We start from the raw sequence: 18,826 nt of genomic DNA, 5'->3' as shown, positions 1-18,826 counted from the left end.
AATGCATCTCGCGGGCTAGCGAAAACCCGGCGCAGATCGCTGCGCTGCGCGATGTCCGGAGCTTCTTGAATTTGCCTTTCGGCCCCCAATATCTGTTGCGCAGCAACCCATTATGGCGTGGAAAGGAGGAAAAATGCTTCTCAACGAGATTCCCTGGACGATCCCTCTCACCGTCCGCCTTTCGAATGGCCTGACGCGCACTTTCGGCTCCGTCTACGAGGCGCTCGACTTCCTCGAGAACGAGTGGCCGCTTCGCAAGGGCGAGCGCTATGAGCGGGCCGTGCGCACCTGCCGGCGGGCGCTCAACCGCATGACGCCCGCAGCCGTGGCGCGGGAGGCCTTTATTGCCGCCTGCCTCGAAGCGGGAATGCCGCTGGTCATGGCGGCGCCGGCGCGCAAGCCACAAGGCACCGAGCCAAAGTCCATCCTGTCGGCCTGAAGGGCATCATCGGTCCGGTGTGCGGCACCGCATGCCGGCCTTCGCGCGTGTGATAAACGCGCGGCATAGGTGCTCGCCTAATCGACGAACACGCGAACGGTGGCCGCGCGTCCCAACGAGTCGATCACGGTCAGCGTCGAATAGCCGCCACCGTCCGGACTCCACTGGCTCACTCTCCGACGCGTCATCTCCGGCAGCGGCCGGCCATTCACCAGCCAGCGGAAGGGTGCGCGGCCGCCCTGCAGCTTCAGTGTGAGAGGCATGATCGTTTCGCCGGCCCTGGCGCCGAGCTCCACCCGCGCGCCCTCCGGCGGAAAGACAATCGTTGGGGCCGCTTCCCGGATCGATGATTGAGGCAATCCGCTTGCGGTTGTCGAAAAGCGCCGCTGGCCGACCGGCAGCTCGGCCTGAGAGATGCGAAGGGCGCCGGCCGGCGGGTCTGGCAACGGAGTCACCGGAATGCCGGCTTTGGCGAAGGCCGCAAACAGGATCGGCGCCGCTGCACCATAACCGGTTAGTCCGGGCACGGCACCATTGTCGGGCCGGCCGACCCAAACCCCGAGCACGTAGCGGCCGTCGAAGCCGATGGACCAGGCATCGCGATAGCCATAGCTGGTGCCCGTCTTATAGGCGATGCCCCGTTGACGATTGCCCGCCGGCGGCAGTACGCCGGAGAGAATGTCGGCAACATGCCACGCGGCGACGTTGGACAGCAGCGGCTCGCCGTCGATCAGGCCTGCCTTGCCCTCGACGCCGTCGCCGAGGCGAACCGGCCAGCCGCGATTGGCAAGCCCCGCATAGAGCTGGACGAGGTCGCGAAGCGTGATGCCGGCGCCGCCGAGGCCGATTGCGAGCCCCGGTGCTTCGTTTGGCGGAAGGGCGAGACGCACATCCGCCCTGCGGAAACGCACCATCAGCCGCGCAGGGCCGATGGCGTCGAGGAGCCGGATTGCCGGCACGTTGAGGGAGAGCTGCAGCGCCTGGCGAATGCTGACATCGCCCTGGTAGCTCATGTCGAAATTGCGCGGCCGATAGCCGAAGAAATCCGCCGGCCGGTCCTCGATGATCGTTTCCTGGGCAACCAGCCCCTCTTCGAAGGCAAGTCCGTAAATGAAAGGCTTCAAGGTCGAGCCCGGCGAGCGCGTGATCCGCGACATGTCGATCCAGCCGGAGCGACTGGCGTCGAAATAATCGGCCGAGCCGACTTCTCCGACGATCTCACCGGTTCGGATATCGGCCATGACCATTGCGACCGAGACCTTCGGGCCCAGTCTCGTTGCACCCTCGCGAGCGACGCTTTCCAGCCCGTGCTGGATGTCGCGGCGAAGCGTCGTGTGATGCCGAAGTGCCTTCGGTTCCTTTCGAAGTGCCGCCTCGGCCAGATGCGCCGCATAGGCCGGAAGCTGGAGGCGGCGGTTTGGAAGGGGCGCCGATGCGGCGCGCTCGGCCTCGCCTTCGCCAAGGACCTTGGCGACGGCCATGCGGGTCAGCACCCGTTGGCGAGCCGCTTCAGCGGCCGCGACGTTGCGGTCCGGCCGGCGTTTTTCCGGAAGCTGGGGCAGGGCGACGAGGAGCGCGGATTCGGCGACCGAAAGCCGGCGCGGCTCCTTGCCGAACCAGGCGAGGCTTGCCGCGCGCGCGCCCTCGAGATTGCCGCCATAGGGCGCATGGGTGAGATAGAGATCGAGAATTTGATCCTTGCTGAGCCGTCGCTCGATCTGGATTGCACGGGCGACCTGCCTGAGCTTAGCCGCAAGCGTGCGGCTCTCGCGCGGTTCGATCAGCCGCGCCACCTGCATGGAGAGCGTCGAGGCCCCGGATACGATCCGGCCGTTCGTTAAGAATTGCAACGCCGCCCGCCCAAGCGCCAGGAGGTCGACGCCGCGGTGTTCGCGAAAACGCTGGTCCTCATAGGCGATCAGCATCTCGACGAAACGCGGGTCGACATCCTGGACGGTGGTCTTCAGCCGCCAGAGGCCGTCCTTGGTGGCAAAGGCGCGCAGCAAATGTCCGTCTTTGTCGAGCACCTCGCGCGAAAAGACCCGAGCCTGCTCAATTGGCGGTGGAAAAGCCCTGTCCGCCCAGGTGAGCACGAGGACCGCCAATGCAACGACGAGGCTGCTTGGCAGCACGATCAGGGCGAGCGCTCGAAAAAGTCGGGGGCGCCGCGAAATGGCGAATGTCGCGCGCCATCGCCGACGCAACCGCCTTGTCAAGCTAACAAAGTGCCTCCACAAGAGCGACATCTCGCTTCCTACCGGGCTGCCAGAACCTCCATGCGACCGGTCGCCGTGCGCGCCGAGAATTGTGGTCGATACATGTCCTCGACGCTTGCGGCGGGGTGGTCATAGATACCGGGCGTCACGGCGCGTACGACATAGGCAAGCGTGATTTCCCGATTGTCACCGGCCGCGCGATCAAAGGCCGCCAAGAAGCGGTCGCTGCGGAACTCCGTATGGGCGGCTTCCACCGCGCCGATCCACTCAAAGTTCGAAAGCTGCGCGCTGTCGACGAGGCTCGGATTGTCGATCTCGAATCCGGCCGGCAGCAGGTCGGTGATCAGCACGCGCGACGGCCACGCATTGCTTTCGGTGACTTTGAGCACGGCCACGTAGCGCTCGTTCTGCCGAGCCTCGCTGACATTCGCCTCCGCCCCGTCGAGCGTGTAATAGGTTCGCTCGATGGAGAAGCCGTCGCCGCCCGCCGAAAGCGGTTGGGCGGGGGCCGCCACGGTCGTCACCACGGCGGAAACGGCATCGGATCCATTGTTTCGGATCACCACCGGATGGGTCATCAGGGCATCTCCGCCGATGCGGGCGGCATAGCTGCCGGAGCGTTGGGCGCCGTTCACTTCCAACCGCATGTCTTCGTCGCCGCCCTCGATGGCGCGCGCGGCGAGCAGCATCCAGGTCTGCTCCTGCGTGCTGGTATATTTCGCCTCTTGCCATTTTCTGGCGACGATCCTCGAAAGCTCGGGAATGATCGGCGGGACTGGCCGGCTTTCGGCCGCAAGCGCCAGCACCGCAGCATCGTCGCGCAATGAGGAGCCGTAGTCCGAGCGGGCGAGGCTGACATTGATGAGGCCAGTCGACATGTTGACGGCCGCCGCGAAGATGTCCTGCGAGCGCTGGGCATCGCCATAGAGCGCAAGCGCCGCGGCGATATGGGCCTTGGCAAGCGGCGTCGGGAAGTCGTTCAGCATCGTGTCGGCGTAATAGCGCAGATCGCTGATCGCTGCCTTGCGGTTGCGCGCAAGCACATAGAGGGCATAGGCGATCTCGTTTCCACGCTCCTGGACATTGGTCTCGTAGCTCAAGGCGTTCTGCAGGTTTTCCAGCGCCTGAACCATCGCCTGCTCGGGGACTTCGTATTTCTGCTCGCGCGCGCGGGTCAAGAAGTCGGTGACATAAGCGTCGAGCCACAGGTCGCCGTAACCCGGACCCCACAGCCCGAAGCTCCCCGAAGAGGACTGATAGGACAACACCCGGTATATTGCTTCCTGAACGCGCTTGCCCACGCCTTCGTCCTCAGGGAGGCCGGACTGTTTCGAAAGCTCGCTCAAATAGAGGAGCGGCAGGGCGCGGCTCGTGGTCTGCTCGGCGCAGCCATAGGGGTAGCGGTCGAGCGTCATTAGGAGCGCAGGGATGTCGAAAGTAGCCGAGCGGGTCACATTGAGGCTGACGGAGGCGCCCTGCAGCACGCTGTCTGCGAGCAGCTGATCGTCTATGGTCAAGCTGCTGCCGGCGGCGATCGACACCACCTGCCGCTGGGCGACGGGTAACGCAGCCGGGCGAACCGGAACATGCAGAACCTGTTCGAGCGATTGGCCTGCAGCGTCCTTGAGCGCCACCGTGACAAGGCCCTCGCCTGGATATTGGCCCTCGATCGGCAGGGTGAGGGTGGATCGGCCTCCGGCCTCGAGCCGGAGGGTGTCGGCTGTCAGCTGCTCGACGGTGAGCGGTCCGTTTGTCGCCACCTGCAACTGATAATCGCCGGGCAGTCCGTCCGTATTGGCGACGTCGAGTCTGAGTTCCGCCCGGTCTCCGGGTGCAAGGAATTTCGGCAGGCTGGCAGTCACGACCACCGGGTCGCGGATCACTACGTCCGTTGACGCGTGCCCGACGCCGGCCTTCGTCCAGGCGACGGCCATGACACGCGCGGTACCGTTGAACTGCGGAATGTCGAAGCTGACGTCTGCCCTGCCATCCGCATCGAGTTTCACCGGTCCGGAGAAGAAAGCGACGAGCTTTTCAGTGGGTGGACTCGCCTGCAGCGCCATTTGTCCGCCGTCGCCGCCGGTGCGCAGTCGTCCGGTCGCGCCAAGGGATCCGTCGATCAGCCGGCCGTAGAAATCGCGGATTTCCAGGCCGAGCCGCCTCTGGCCGAAATACCAGCCATCGGGATCGGGCGTCTCGTAGCGCGTGAGATTGAGAATGCCGACGTCGACGGCGGCGACCGTGACATAGGCGTCTTCCCCGGCGCCGGCACCTTCGACCTTGAGGCCGATACCGAGCGGCCGGCGCGGCATCGCCTTCTCGGGCGTGTCGAGGCTGACTGCGAGCTTGCGCCCGGCCGGATCGACGGCGAGCCACTTGATGCCGATTGCGCGCATCGGCATCCGGCTTTCCTGAGCATCGCCCGGCCGATAGAGGGTCGCGGTGACATAGGCGCCTGCACCCCATTCGGCGGTGACCGGCAGGTCCACCTCGCCACCCGCCCCGGCAATCGTCGCCGACTTTGTCGCGATCAGCCTTTCCGTGCCGACGGTTACCAGCAATTCGCCGGCAAAGCGTGGCGAGACCTTGAGCTTTGCGGTCTCGCCGATCGCATAATTCTCCTTGTCGAGGGCGATCTCGAGCCCGTCAGGGGTCTCGGTCGAGGCGGCCTCGACATACCAGCCGGCGTCGAACTCGACGCTCGAAGCGGGTCCATCAACGGCTGCCGCTTCGATCTCGAGCCTGTAGCGGCCCCAGCCGACCGGTACCGAGATCTCGCCGCCGTTCTCGGTCGCGTCGAGCGTGCCGTTCGCCACCTGCTTGGTGGAGATGATCGGCTCGTATTTCCAGGCGGTGCCCTCGCGATACCACTGATAGTTCCGCTCGACGCTAAACAACCGCCAGAGGAGGCCAGGCATTGCGATCTTGGCGCCATCCGGACCAACCGCGATTACGTGGAATTTGCCGACCGAATTTTCGGCAAGGTCACCGGTAAATTCCGGCATGATGCCGATCATCGCGCCCTGCGGCCTCACCGGCAGCGTGAGCGAGCGCTCGATTGCCCGTCCACCGCCCTCGCGCATGCGCACGGTGACTTTGGCGTTCAGCAGCTGGGTTGTCGCGGGCACTTCGCCAAGATCGACGTCGAAGACGGCTCGCCCGTCAGCGTCGAGCGGTTCGAGCCCCTCGATCGGCGCGCGTGCTTCTTCGCCCGTCTCCTCATCGGCAAAGCCGAAGAAATATCCCTTGAAGGCCTCGCTTTCCCGCGTCGGCTTGACCGACACCTCGCCCTCGAGCGTGAGGCCCGCGGCCGGCGCGCCGTAGAGGAAACGGCCGTCGACGGCGACCTCTATCGGTGTTCCGAGTTCGATCTCCCTGGCGTCGCTCGTCAGGTCGAATTCGGTCCGGTCCGGCACGAAATCGTCGACGAGAAACTGCTTTTCGCCCATGGCCGAACCCTTGGGATCGGTGAAGATCTGCATGGTCCAGGTGCCGCGCATGGCGTTTTCGGTGAGCGGCAGGTCGAGCGTGTGGCCTCCAAGCTTGCCGCCATTGCTGACCAGTCGCCGGTCCTCGACCCCATCGGGCCGCAGGAAGACGAAGGTGAGCGGCAGATCCTCGATCGCCTGGGCATCGACGTCGCGCGCAAGCGCTGCGGCATGCACCGTCTCGCCGGCGCGATAGATGCCGCGTTCGGTCCAGGCGAATATGTCGATCGCCCCCGGTGCCGGCCTGCCGGTAACGCCGCGGTCGGAAAGATCGAAGCCGGCGCGCGTCATGTCCAGGAAGACATAGTCGCCATCACCTTTGCGGGCGGTGATGACGGCCGGCACCATGCTGGCGGTGCCGCGGATCAGCCCGGCGTCGAAGGCAGCGCGCCCATCCGCATCGGTGACGGCGGTTCCGAGCACCTCGTTGTTCCTTGCGACGAGCTGCAGTTCGACGCCGGCGAGCGGCTTGGCGCTGGCCAGCGAACGCACGAAGACCGAGAGCCCATCTGTGCCGGCGAAGGTGGAGACGCCGATGTCGGAGACGATGAACCATTGCGTGGCGCGGGCATCCCATTCCTGGGTCAGGCCCGTGGCGGAGACTGCGGTGAGCACATAGACGCCCGGCTTGCGTTCGGGCAGCACCTCGTCGACCGGCAAACTCGTCACCACTTCTCTGTTGAGGTCGGTCTCGACGTCGATGCTGCCCTGCCAGACGAGTTCGCCATTGTCGGCCGCGATGCGGTCTGCGCTATAACCGTCGAGCTGGACCAGGAATTGAGAACCGGCAAGCAGCGACGCGATGCTGCGGTCGCCGATGCGGTAAAGCTTGAGATTGGCGCTTTCAGTATTCACCGACACGATCGGAATGCCGCGCCGCGCCGTCGACGGCAGCACGAAGCTGTCGCCGGTAAAGCGCACCATCGGTGCCCGATCCTTCACATAGATGTCGAGGCTCACGGGGGTTTCGATGATCTCGTCGACGGCGGAGGGCAGGCCGGTGCGGAGCGCCAGCTTGTACCGCTTGCCATGCGCCAGACCCTCGACGCAAATCTCGCTGCCCTTGGCCTCTACGGCCTTCGGCGTGGTGCCGTCGAGCGTCACGAAGGAGGCGTAGTCCGGACCGTTCTTCAACAGCTGTTCGGAAAATTGAACGCAGGCGCGCGGGCTGGCGCTGTCCGCGTCGATGGTGTGGCCGGTGACCCGGAAACCCTGCCTTGCCCTGAGATCGAGATAGGCTGTCTCGACGGTCTTCGCCTGCACGAGCTCGAGGCTCGCCTTGTAGGCGCCGAGCGCGGCGCGGTAGTTCTGCAGGTTCTCGAGCGCCTGGGCGAGAACGGCGAGTGCATCGGCGCGGCTTTCCGTCGTGCGCGTCAGCTGATAGCCGTTGAGCGCGGCGAGCGCCGCCTCGCTCGCCAGGTCCATGCCGCCGGTGAAGCGGTTCGCGGCGCGGGCCGTTTCGAGCCACAGCTGAGCATCGTCCGGGCTGATCGCCAGGGCGCCGCGAAAGGCTTTGAGGGCGCCCATGAAGTTGCCAGCTGTCAACTCGCCGCGCGCCGTTTCGATCAGGCCATTGACGCCGAAACCGAGTTGATCGTCGGTCAAGGCGAGGCCCGCCTTGACCTCGCGCGCCTGCCGCAAGAGGTCGTCAGAGACGAAGGAGAGGCGTGGCGGGGCGCCGATATCGCGCTCGCCGCTCGCGGTCTCCAGGATTTTTCCGGCGATCGCACCCTGGAACGCGTTCAACTGATTGAAGTCGGACTTGAGGAAGCACCACTTCGCCTTGGGATTGTAGGTGAAGGCGCGGCAGGAGCGGTCGGCGATGCAGGCGCTCTGGCATTCGTCGAGAGAGACGTTCTGCTCCGTGCGCAGGTCGAAGCCGAAATAGTCGGCGTCGTTGACAATTTCGATCTCGCGTTCCGTCTCAGCCGCCGCTGCGGGCGTTCCAAGCGAGACAAGCGCGAGAAGAAGGGTGGAAAGGCCGAGAAACGCGCGCACAGACATGATGTCCTCCCAAGGCTGCCCGCTTCGAGTGAGCATCACTCTTCCAACCTTCCCCGAGCCTTGTCAACCGAGCATTAAGCCAGCCGGCTGTTGCAACCATAGGCACGCGTCGGCGGGGGTTCAGGAGCCGCTCGGTGCGAAACCGCGCATGGTGCCGGTATAGAGTTTGTGAAGCGGTGCGGCATAGGAGCTGCGCTTGCTGGTTTTGAGCCCTTGCGCGACCAGTGCTTCCGCTTGTTTGACCGCCGCCGCCACGCCGTCGATGACAGGCACGCCATAGTCCCGCTGGAGGGAACGGGCGAGGTCGGCCATGCCGGCGCAGCCGAGCACGATCGCCTCGGCGCCGTCTTCCTCCAGCGCGCGCTCGATCTGGCGTCTGAGTTTCTGGATCGCGCCGGAGGCTTCATCCTCCAGTTCCAGAACCGGAATATCGGCAGCGCGAACCTTCGCCCGGCCGCCCATGCCGTAGTGGCGGATGAGGTTTTCTATCAGGACGCGGGAGCGCTCGAGTGTGGTGACGACGGTGAAGCGCTGGGCGAGGAGGGCGGCGGTCATCACCGCGGATTCGCAAAGCCCGAGGACCGGAATGTCGGCAAGCGCGCGCGCGGCGTCGAGCCCCGTATCGTCGAAACAGGCGATAATCGCGGCATGCGCCCCTGCCGCCTCGCCGTCGCGGATCTCCGTGAGGAGGCCGGGCACGGCAATCGCCCCGTCATAGTGCCCCTCGATCGAGGTCGGCCCGGTCTTCGATGTGGCGGCGATGATCTCCGTGCCGTGGCCGGCGACTGCCCGTGCGGCTTCTGCTGCCTTCTCGGTCATCGAGACGGTGGTGTTGGGGTTGACGATCAGGATGCGCATGGATGTCAGCCTGACTTTGCTTGCCGGCGCCGCAGCAGAAGGATGACTGTGACGGTGAGGAGGATAACGGTGAAGGAGAAGAGCGTCGTGACCGTGCCCAGCGCATAGAGCACCGGCGTGGTCACATTGGTTGTCATGGCGTAGATTTCGAGCGGCAGGGTATTGTAGGTGCCGGACGTCATCAGGGTGCGGGCGAATTCGTCATAGGAGAGGGTGAAACCGAAAAGGCCGACGCCGATGAGGCTCGGCGCGATCATCGGCAGCACCACGTGGCGGAAGGTCTGCCAGGGCGTGGCGCCCAGATCGCGCGCGGCCTCCTCATAGGCCGGCGAGAAACGGTTGAAGACGGCGAACATGATCAGCACACCGAAGGGCAGCGTCCAGGTCAGGTGCGCACCGAAGCCGGACGAATACCAGGCGGGTTTGAGCCCGAACTGCTGGAAGACGACGCCGATGCCGAGCGAGATGATGATCGAGGGTACGACGAGGCTTGCGACCGTCAGATAGAAGAGAGCGGTGGAGCCGCGAAACCTGTTTCGAAAGGCGAGGCCCGCGAGCAGTGCGACGACCACATTCGCGACCATGACCATAAGCCCGAGCGTGAAGGATCGACGGAACGAAGCGCCGAAATCCCCGACCGCCTGCTTCTCGAAGAGATTGTAGAACCAGTGCAGCGAAACGCCGTTCAGCGGAAAGGTGAGGCCGCCATCCGGCCCCTGGAAGGAGAGGATGAGGATCGCCGACAGCGGACCGTAGAGGAACAGGACGAACAGCGCGAAGAAGATCGCGAGAATGTAGAATTCCTTGGTGCGCGATTCACGGTTCATCTCAGAGCTCCTTGCGGATATCGACGACCCTGAGGATCGCGGCGACCATAAGCAGCACGACGATCAGGAGGACGACCGCATTGGCGGCTGCAGCCGGATATTGCAGCAGCGACATCTGGTTCTTCATCATCAGCGCGACGGATGCGCTCTGTCCGCCCGACATCACCTGGACCGTCGAAAAATCGGCCATCACCAGCGTCACCACGAAAATCGAGCCGATCGCCATGCCGGGCTTGGCGAGCGGCAGGACGACGTTCCAGAGGACCTGCCAGCCGGAGGCGCCGCAGTCGCGCGCCGCCTCGATCAGCGATCGGTCGATGCGCATCAGCGTGTTGAAGATCGGCGTCACCATGAAGAGCGTGTTCAGGTGCACCATGGCAAGCACGACGGCGAAGTCGGAATAGAGCAGCCACTCGACCGGTTCGGGAACGATGCCGAGCTCGATCAGCGCGGAGTTCACGAGACCGTTACGGCCAAGGACCGGGATCCAGGAGATCATCCGGATGATATTGGAGGTGAGAAAGGGCACGGTGCAGACGAGAAAGAGCACCATCTGCATCGTCGTCGTACGGACGTGAAAGGCAAGAAAATAGGCGACCCAGAAGCCGATAACGAGCGTCAGCGCCCAGGTGAGGACCGTGAATTTCAGCGTGTTGAGATAGGTCTTCCAGGTGACCCAGGAGCCGAGTGTGTCGGTATAGTTCATTGTCAGGAAGTCGGGATAGAGGCCGGCAAAGTCATAATCCCAGAAGCTGACGACAATGATCATCAGGATCGGCAGGACGAAGAAGAAACCGAGGATCAGCAGGAGGGGCGTGGCCTGGAGATAGGTGGTGAGCCGACCAAGCGCAGCGAGGGAGCGGCGGGGATTGCCGGTCCTGATCTCTCCTGAGGTTGCGACTGCCGTCATTCTCAATCCTCTTTCAGTATTGCCTTGGAAACTGCCCCTCTCCTCGGGTTGAAGCCGAGGAGAGGGGCAAAAGGCCCGTGCCGAGGGCGCTCATTACGCCGCGATGAACTCGTTCCAGCGGCGGACCATGTAGCGGTCTTCGTCCATCACCGAGTTCCAGCAGGCGACCTTGCCCATGCGCTCCTCGAAGGAGCCGCCGTCGCGAACGGCGCCGGCCTTTTCCATGATCTTGCCTTCCGGCGAGAGGATGTCGCCCTTGGCGGGCTTGCCTTCGACCCAGAAGCCCCATTCGTCCTCCGACATGTGGGCCTTGGCAGTTTCCATGGCGGCGGAGTAGTAGCCTTGGCGGTTGAGGTAGGCGCCGACCCAACCGGAAAGATACCAGTTGATATATTCATAGGCCGCATCGAGCTGTGCGCCCTCAAGGTGGGCGGCGAGGCCGAGGCCGCCGCCCCAGGCACGGTAGCCCTCTTTGAGCGGCTGGTATTTGCAGGCGATACCCTTCGACCGCACGGCGGCGACGGCCGGCGACCACATGGACTGGATGACGACCTCGCCGGAGGCCATGAGATTGACGCTCTCGTCGAAGGACTTCCAGAAGGCGCGGAACTGGCCGTCCTGCTTGGCCTTAATGAGGAAGTCGATCGTCTGGTCGATTTCCTCCTTGGTCATGTTGCCCTTGTCGGCATATTTGATGTTGCCCAGGGCCTCCATGATCATCGCGGCGTCCATGATGCCGATCGACGGGATGTTGAGGATCGCCGTCTTGCCCTTGAAGGCCGGGTCCATGATGTCGGCCCAACTGCTGATCTCCCGGCCGACGAGGTCCGGGCGGATGCCGAGCGTATCGGCATTGTAGATGGTCGGGATCAGCGTCATCCACTGCGTCGGTTCCTTGGCGAAGGCCTTGGAGTCCTGCGCCTCGACGAAGCCGACCGTGTGCGGGGCGGTGCCTTGCGCGATCACGCTGTCCGGCTTGAGCTTGCCGTCGATGAAGAGCGGCACGATCTTGTCGTAATACTTGATCTTCGAGACATCCATCGGCTGCATGACGCCGGTTGGGAAGACCTTCTTGGCGATCCAGTATTCGATGTCGGCGATGTCGTAGGAGTCCGGCTGGGTGACGGCGCGCTGGGCGGCGGCGTCGGAATCGGTCGCCGTCATTTCCAGCGTGATGCCGAGGTCTTCCTTGCACTTCTCGGCAATCGCGTTGATGTTGGAAACGCCGGTGCCGAACTGGCGGAGCGTAATCGGGTTTTGCGCCCAAATCGTCGGGAAGCCGGTGATCGCGCCCGAGCCGGCGATCGCACCGACGGCGGCCGCTCCGGTCTTCAGTAGCGAACGCCGCGAAATGCCTTTTGCGGGCGTGGCAGTCTTCGTTTCAGTCGTCATGCTTTCGTTCCCCTTTGGTGGTGCATGGATCGGATGGAGCGGGACAGGCGCAATTCGCAGCTTCTTGTCCCCGCATCAGGCTGACACGCGGCCGAGGGGGATTGCATCCTCCAGGGCCCAGCTCAAGGAAACCGCATCGCCTGTCGATACGGGCTTCCTGAAATAGTCGGCATCGGAGACGACCACGGTGAAGTCGTCGCTGCCGGCGCCGATGACGGTGATCTTTACGGATGCGCCGCGATACTCGACATTCGAGACGGCGCCCTCGAAGCCGAGCGACTTGTTCGACGCCAGCTCGAGACGCACGCGGTCGGTGCGGATGCCGATATCGATCGATTTTCCGACTTCCTGGGCGGTGTTGCGGACCGTGAAGCTCTGGCCCTCCGGCCCTGTCAGCGTCACGATTCCGTCATCGATCGAGGTTACGCGACCGGAGAGCACGTTGTGGTCGCCCATGAAGCGGGCAACGAAGGCGGTGGCGGGCTTTTCGAAGACAGTCCGCGGGGCCGCCGCTTGCTCGATGCGCCCGTTGTTCATGATGACGATCAGGTCGGCGAGGGCCATCGCCTCCTCCTGACTGTGCGTCACATGCACGAAGGTGATGCCGAGGGTCTTCTGCAGCTTCTTGAGCTCCGCGCGCATGCGGATCTTGAGGAACGGATCGAGGGCGGAGAGCGGTTCGTCGAGCAGCAGCGCTTCCGGGTCGGTGATAAGCGCTCGGGCGAGCGCCACGCGCTGTTGTTGTCCGCCCGAAAGCTGCGCCGGGCGGCGCGCCGCATAGGCCTCCATCTGCATCAACTTCAGCATCTCCAGCGCCTTGGCGCGGCGCTCGTCTTTCGCGACTCCCTTCATTTTCAGGCTGAAGGCGACATTGTCGACCAGGTCAAGATGCGGAAACAGCGCGTAGGACTGGAACATCATGGCCGTGCCGCGCCTGGCGGGCGGGAAATCGGTGACGACGACATTGCCAAGGCGGACATCACCGGAGGTGATGCTTTCATGTCCGGCGATCATGCGCAGCGTCGAGGTTTTGCCACAGCCGGACGGGCCAAGGAAGCAGCAATAGCTGCCCGCCGGAATCTTCAGGCTGATCTCGTGGACGGCGGTCGTTGCGCCGTAGACCTTCGAAACGGAAGCAATATCGATTTCTGCTGCCTTGGACATGGGGCCCCTTTCGTTACAGCAGGGCAGAAGCATCAAGCGTGCCAGTTTGCAAAAGGCCCGAATTCGCGGGCAAGTTCATCCCGCCTCGGCTCGGTCCCCGGAAAAGGCGACATTGGTTGCACATTTAATAGGCGTTTGTCGCCAGCGAGCGCTTATATTGTATACAAAACAAAATGCGGATTGCGCGCAGTTTGCGGTTAACTTCCATGCGACCACGCGCTAGGGTCGAATGCCCGCAATTGTATCGGTCGGATTCGCAGCCTTATGACTCCACCCAATTCGTCTCCGGCGGAAACCGCCATCGATGTCGACGCCCACCATATTCGCGATGCGATTCGCGAGGCGATCGTCGAGCGCCGGCTAGCGCCGGGAACGAAGCTGTCGGAGACCGACGTCGGCAGCCTCTTCAATGTCAGCCGCACTCTTGTTCGCGCCGCCCTTCAGGCGCTCTCCTATGAGGGGCTGGTCAATGTCGAGAAGAACCGCGGCGCATTTGTTGCCCATCCGTCGATCCTGGAGGCGCAACAGATCTTCGCGGCGCGTCGGCTCGTCGAGCCCGTGATCCTGCGCGAGGCGGCGCAACGCATCGGCCAGGCCGAGATCAGGCACCTGCAGCTGCATTTGGCGGAGGAGGAAAGACTGCGAAACGAGCGCGGTGCCGCCGCCCGCCGCGCCGAGATCAAGGCCTCCGGCGATGTTCACCTGGCGATCGCCGAAATCAGCGGCAACGCCATCCTCAAGAGGTTCATGGACGAGCTCGTCGCCCGATCCTCTCTCGTCATCGCACTCTATGGTCGCTCGGTGGCTTCAAGCTGCGGCCACGACGAGCATCAGCAGATCGTCGACGCGCTGGAGAGAAGGGACGTCGACGCGGCCTGCGCGCTGATGGTCGAGCACATTAATCACATCGAGGCCGATCTTGACCTCAGGTCGGCAGAGAAGGGAACCGATTTGCGCTCTGCCTTGCGCCTGTGACGGGCAGCGCAGGCGCGCCGAGACTCCGCGACCAGCGGCAGGCCTCAGCCGTTCCAATCGACAGCGCCGCCTCCGCTCTTGCCGCTGGAGCACGATTTGTGATAATTATAACAGAATCTGACGAGGCCATTTGTAAGGGATCTGGCGCTGCCTGCACCACGAGGGATGATGACCAATCGCAAGACGAAGCGCATTGCCACCTTGGCGGATGCCGTCACTGCGCGGCGGGTGCTGCATCTGAAGGAGGCGGCCGCACTTCTCGGCGTATCGGAGATGACCGTCCGCCGCGATATCGCCGACAATCCCGGCCTTTTCGGCTATCTCGGCGGTCACATCGTTTCGGCCGCGGATATCGAGGGCGATGCGCCTTACGAGCTTGCACGCGCGGCCGACAGCCACGCCGCGGCCAAACGGAATGCCTGCGCCCACGCGGCCAGACATATTCGCCCAGAGGAGACGATCTTCATCGATTGCGGCACCACGCTCGAATATCTGGTCGACCTGATCCCGGAAAATTATCCAGTAACAGCCGTGTGTTACTCGATGAACACGGCGGAACGGCTGACGCGAAAGCCAAATGTCCGCATGGTCATGCTGGGCGGCGTCTATTATCCATCCTCGGCTTCATTTTCGGGCGGGGCCGGACTGGAGACGCTGGAGCAGCTCGGCATCAACGTCGCCTTTCTCTCGGCCGCCGGCGTCGATAGGGCAAGGGGCGCAAGCTGCGTGCATTTTCATGAGGTGCCGGTCAAGCGGAAGGTGATTTCGCTCGCCCGCGAGAATTACCTTGTGGTCGACAAGAGCAAGATCGGCAAGTTGAAGCCGGCCTTCTTTGCGCCGATGGAAGCGTTCCGGTCGGTGATCACCGAGGATGGCGAGTCCGCGCTTCGCGCGAACTGATGTATGCTGGGCGGCAGACCGGCCGAACCGTCTCTTGACTCGGGCGAAAAATGATGGAAATCTAACAAAAGGTAGAAACGTAACAATGCCGGTGCGTGCCGAGAGCGGCTGCCCGGCGAACCTCGGCACCAGGGAGTAGTCGCTTGGAAGAGCTTGCTGTGAGGGGCGCCGCTGCCGCCCCTCCCGTGGGCGCGGGCCATAATTGGCCGCGCAATGACGGGGTCGACCTTGATCTGGGCTGGGTGCTCGACCAGCGCGTCAATCTCTCGGCGGCGGAGCGGCGCGTGGCGACGTTGCCCGGCCGACGCACGGTCAAGAAGGACGCGCAGGCCGCGTGGCTGTTGAAGGCGGTGACCTGCATCGACCTCACCACGCTCAATGGCGACGATACGACGGAGCGCGTCAAGCGCCTCTGCGCCAAGGCGCGTCACCCCATACGTCTGGACCTCCTCGATGCACTCGGCATGGGCGATCGCGACATAACGACGGGTGCCGTCTGCGTCTACCATCGCTTCGTCTCGACGGCGGTGGAAGCGCTCGAAGGCTCCGGCATTCCGGTCGCCGCCGTTTCGACCGGCTTTCCGGCGGGGCTCGTGCCGCATGACGTCAAGCTTCGCGAAATCGAAGCATCGGTCGCGGATGGCGCGCGGGAGATCGACATCGTGATCACCCGCGAGCATGTGCTGACCGGCAATTGGCAGGCGCTTTATGACGAGATGCGCGATTTCCGGGCCGCCTGCGGCGATGCCCATGTGAAGGCGATCCTCGCGACCGGCGATCTCAAGACGCTTCGCAACGTCGCCCGCGCCTCGCTCGTCTCAATGATGGCCGGCGCCGACTTCATCAAGACCTCGACTGGCAAGGAAGGCGTCAACGCCACCCTGCTTGTCACCCTCGTTATGCTGAGGATGATCCGCGCCTATCAGGAGCGGACGGGGATCAAGGTCGGCTACAAGCCGGCCGGCGGCATCTCGGCGGCGAAGGACGTGCTGAACTACCAGTTCCTGATGAAGGAGGAGCTCGGGCGGGAATGGCTCGAGCCGGATCTCTTCCGCATCGGAGCATCAAGCCTGCTGGCCGACATCGAGCGCCAGCTCGAACACCATGTCAGCGGCGCCTATTCGGCCCTCCACAGACACCCGATTGGATAAAGCGATGAGCGTCGCCAGGTTTTTTGACGAAATGTCCTACGGTCCCGCACCCGAAGCCGACGCCGAGGCGCGCCAATGGCTGGCGCGGCACGACGGCGAATTCGGCCACTTCATCAATGGCGCATTCGTCGCCGCAGCGTCGGGCAAGACCTTCGACAGCTTTGAGCCCGCGACAGGCACGCTGCTGGCAAAGGTGGCGCTCGGCGGATCGGAGGACGTGAACGCCGCGGTTGCCGCCGCCCGCAAGGCGCAAGCGCCTTGGGCGAAGCTGCCCGGCCACGCCCGTGCGCGGCATCTTTACGCGCTTGCCCGCATGATCCAGCGTCATGCGCGCCTGATTGCAGTGGTCGAGGCGCTCGACAACGGCAAGCCGATCCGCGAGACGCGCGACATCGACATTCCGCTGGCAGCCAGGCACTTCTATCACCATGCCGGCTGGGCGCAGCTGCAGGAAACGGAATTCGCCGACCACGTTCCCGTCGGAGTCGTTGGCCAGGTGATCCCCTGGAACTTCCCGTTCCTGATGCTGGCCTGGAAAGTCGCGCCGGCACTGGCCCTCGGCAACACGGTTATCCTGAAGCCGGCAGAGTTCACGCCGCTGACGGCGCTGCTCTTCGCCGAGCTGGCGGGTGCGGCCGGGCTGCCGCCGGGCGTTTTGAACGTCGTGACGGGCGAGGGCGAGACCGGCGCGCTGATCGTCGAACACGAGGACATCGACAAGATCGCCTTCACCGGCTCGACGGAGGTTGGCCGGCTTATCAGAGAGAAGACCGCCGGCAGCGGCAAGTCGCTGACGTTGGAGCTCGGGGGCAAGTCGCCCTTCATCGTCTTCGACGACGCCGACATCGACGCGGCCGTCGAAGGCGTGGTGGATGCGATATGGTTCAATCAGGGCCAGGTCTGCTGCGCCGGCTCCCGTCTGCTCGTGCAGGAAGGCGTGGCGCCGCTCTTCCATGAGCGCTTGAAGCGACGTATGGCGATGTTGCGCGTCGGCCTTCCACTCGACAAGGCGATCGACATGGCGGCGATCATTGCGCCGGTACAATTGCAGCGGATCGAAACTCTGGTCGCAAAGGGTGTTTCCGAGGGGGCGTCCATGCACCAGCCGAGGATCGAACTGCCCAAGGGCGGCAGCTTCTACCCGCCGACGCTGCTGACGGACGTCCAGCCGACCTCCGTCGTGGCTACGGAGGAGATTTTCGGGCCGGTGGTTGTGTCCATGACCTTCCGCACGCCGGAGGAGGCGATCCAGCTCGCCAACCATTCCCGCTACGGCCTTGCCGCCAGCGTCTGGAGCGAAACGATCGGGCTTGCCCTGCACGTGGCGGCCAAGCTCGCGGCCGGCGTCGTCTGGGTCAACGCCACCAATCTCTTCGACGCCTCGAGCGGCTTTGGCGGTAAACGCGAATCCGGCTTCGGCCGCGAGGGTGGCAAGGAGGGCTGCTACGAATATCTGAAGCCGAAAGCCTGGCTCGGCCGCAAGCTGAGACTGGAGCCGGTTCAACCGGCTCTGAAACCGGTCGCCGGCGATTTCGGCTTGCCGGCGCTCGACCGCACCGCCAAGCTCTTCATCGGCGGCAAGCAGGCGCGGCCGGACGGAAACTATTCGCGCCCGATATTGTCGCCCAAGGGCAAGCCGGTCGGCGAGGTCGGTGAGGGCAATCGCAAGGATATCCGCAACGCCGTCGTCGCCGCGCGAGCGGCATCCGCCTGGAGCTCGGCAACCGCGCACAACCGGGCGCAGATCCTCTATTACATTGCCGAGAACCTGAGCTCCCGGGTGGCGGAGTTTGCCGATCGCATCGTCGCGATGACCGGTGCATCCGCAGCCAACGCGAAAGCCGAGGTCGAAGCGTCAATTGCGCGGCTCTTCAGCTATGGCGCCTGGGCGGACAAATACGAGGGTACCGTGCACCAGCCGCCCTTGCGGGGCGTTGCGCTGGCCATGCCGGAGCCGCAGGGCGTCGTCGGCGTCATCTGCCCGCCAGAGGCGCCGCTCTTGGGCTTCATCAGCCTGGTTGCGCCGCTGATCGCCGTCGGCAATCGTGTTATTGCCGTTCCGAGCGAACCGCATCCGCTTGCCGCGACCGATTTCTACTCGGTCCTCGAAACCTCCGACGTCCCGGCCGGCGTCGTCAACATCGTCACCGGCTCGGCGGTGGAACTCGCAAAGACGCTTGCTGCGCATAACGACGTCGACGCGCTCTGGGCTTGCGGCTCGTCGGAACTGTCGACGCTCGTCGAGAAGCTCTCGACCGGCAATCTGAAGCGCACCTTCGTCGACTACGGCAAGGCAATCGACTGGATGGATCGATCCGCCGCCGAAGGCCCGGCATTTCTGCGCAGGGCCGTGGACGTGAAGAACATCTGGATTCCCTACGGCGAGTAGCGCCGAAGCTCGCAGCAGTGGAGAAAGCGGAAAGGCCGTTGACGACGGGCGGCGGAAACGGCCTGATGCCGCGAGGCTGCCGTCGGCTTCCGCCCGCGGCGCATTGGCAGGAG

Annotated in this window: 12 protein-coding genes; 5 read left to right on the top strand and 7 right to left on the bottom strand. The window is 64.2% G+C overall.

The features are described from left to right. The first annotated feature begins 133 nt into the window (after positions 1-133). Positions 134-439, top strand: a complete 306-nt coding sequence (locus tag EKH55_RS25885; RefSeq protein WP_069456960.1) for a DUF982 domain-containing protein — start codon at positions 134-136, stop codon at positions 437-439. 77 nt (positions 440-516) lie between these two features. Here EKH55_RS25885 and pbpC read toward each other — a convergent pair whose 3' ends face one another. From pbpC to EKH55_RS25850, 7 genes are all read right to left on the bottom strand, one after another. Then, on the bottom strand, positions 517-2,568 hold the full coding sequence (gene pbpC / locus EKH55_RS25880; RefSeq protein ID WP_151613965.1) for a penicillin-binding protein 1C: 2,052 nt from the start codon (positions 2,566-2,568) through the stop codon (positions 517-519). 125 nt (positions 2,569-2,693) lie between these two features. Then, positions 2,694-8,147 carry an alpha-2-macroglobulin family protein gene (locus EKH55_RS25875; RefSeq protein ID WP_486669408.1) on the bottom strand — a complete coding sequence of 1,818 codons (5,454 nt, stop codon included), beginning with the start codon at positions 8,145-8,147 and terminating at the stop codon, positions 2,694-2,696. Between the two features lie 120 nt (positions 8,148-8,267). Continuing rightward, entirely contained in the window at positions 8,268-9,005 is a 738-nt protein-coding gene (locus EKH55_RS25870) for an aspartate/glutamate racemase family protein (protein ID WP_151613698.1), read from the bottom strand. A gap of 5 nt (positions 9,006-9,010) precedes the next feature. After that, positions 9,011-9,832, bottom strand: coding sequence for an ABC transporter permease (locus EKH55_RS25865; RefSeq protein WP_069456958.1), 822 nt, complete (start codon positions 9,830-9,832; stop codon positions 9,011-9,013). Between the two features lies 1 nt (position 9,833). Continuing rightward, complete coding sequence (locus EKH55_RS25860) at positions 9,834-10,742, bottom strand: ABC transporter permease (protein ID WP_106407745.1); 909 nt, start codon at positions 10,740-10,742, stop codon at positions 9,834-9,836. A 93-nt stretch (positions 10,743-10,835) separates the two neighbouring features. Further along, on the bottom strand, positions 10,836-12,134 hold the full coding sequence (locus tag EKH55_RS25855; protein WP_151613697.1) for an ABC transporter substrate-binding protein: 1,299 nt from the start codon (positions 12,132-12,134) through the stop codon (positions 10,836-10,838). Positions 12,135-12,209: 75 nt separating this feature from the next. Beyond that, on the bottom strand, positions 12,210-13,298 hold the full coding sequence (locus EKH55_RS25850) for an ABC transporter ATP-binding protein (RefSeq protein ID WP_151613696.1): 1,089 nt from the start codon (positions 13,296-13,298) through the stop codon (positions 12,210-12,212). 264 nt (positions 13,299-13,562) lie between these two features. Here EKH55_RS25850 and EKH55_RS25845 point away from each other — a divergent pair, with 264 nt between their 5' ends. From EKH55_RS25845 to EKH55_RS25830, 4 genes are all read left to right on the top strand, one after another. Beyond that, positions 13,563-14,273 (top strand): GntR family transcriptional regulator, encoded by a 711-nt coding sequence (locus EKH55_RS25845; protein WP_151613695.1) that lies wholly within the window; start codon positions 13,563-13,565, stop codon positions 14,271-14,273. A gap of 168 nt (positions 14,274-14,441) precedes the next feature. Next, positions 14,442-15,173, top strand: a complete 732-nt coding sequence (locus tag EKH55_RS25840) for a DeoR family transcriptional regulator (RefSeq protein ID WP_069456987.1) — start codon at positions 14,442-14,444, stop codon at positions 15,171-15,173. A 143-nt stretch (positions 15,174-15,316) separates the two neighbouring features. Further along, positions 15,317-16,324: a deoxyribose-phosphate aldolase gene (gene deoC / locus EKH55_RS25835; RefSeq protein WP_151613694.1), complete on the top strand. Its 1,008-nt coding sequence runs from the start codon at positions 15,317-15,319 to the stop codon at positions 16,322-16,324. Between the two features lie 4 nt (positions 16,325-16,328). After that, positions 16,329-18,713, top strand: a complete 2,385-nt coding sequence (locus EKH55_RS25830; RefSeq protein ID WP_151613693.1) for an aldehyde dehydrogenase family protein — start codon at positions 16,329-16,331, stop codon at positions 18,711-18,713. The last annotated feature ends 113 nt before the right edge of the window (positions 18,714-18,826 follow it).

This window comes from Sinorhizobium alkalisoli, from assembly GCF_008932245.1.
Lineage (GTDB): Bacteria > Pseudomonadota > Alphaproteobacteria > Rhizobiales > Rhizobiaceae > Sinorhizobium > Sinorhizobium alkalisoli.
This window is presented reverse-complemented; position numbering and strand designations above follow the sequence as displayed.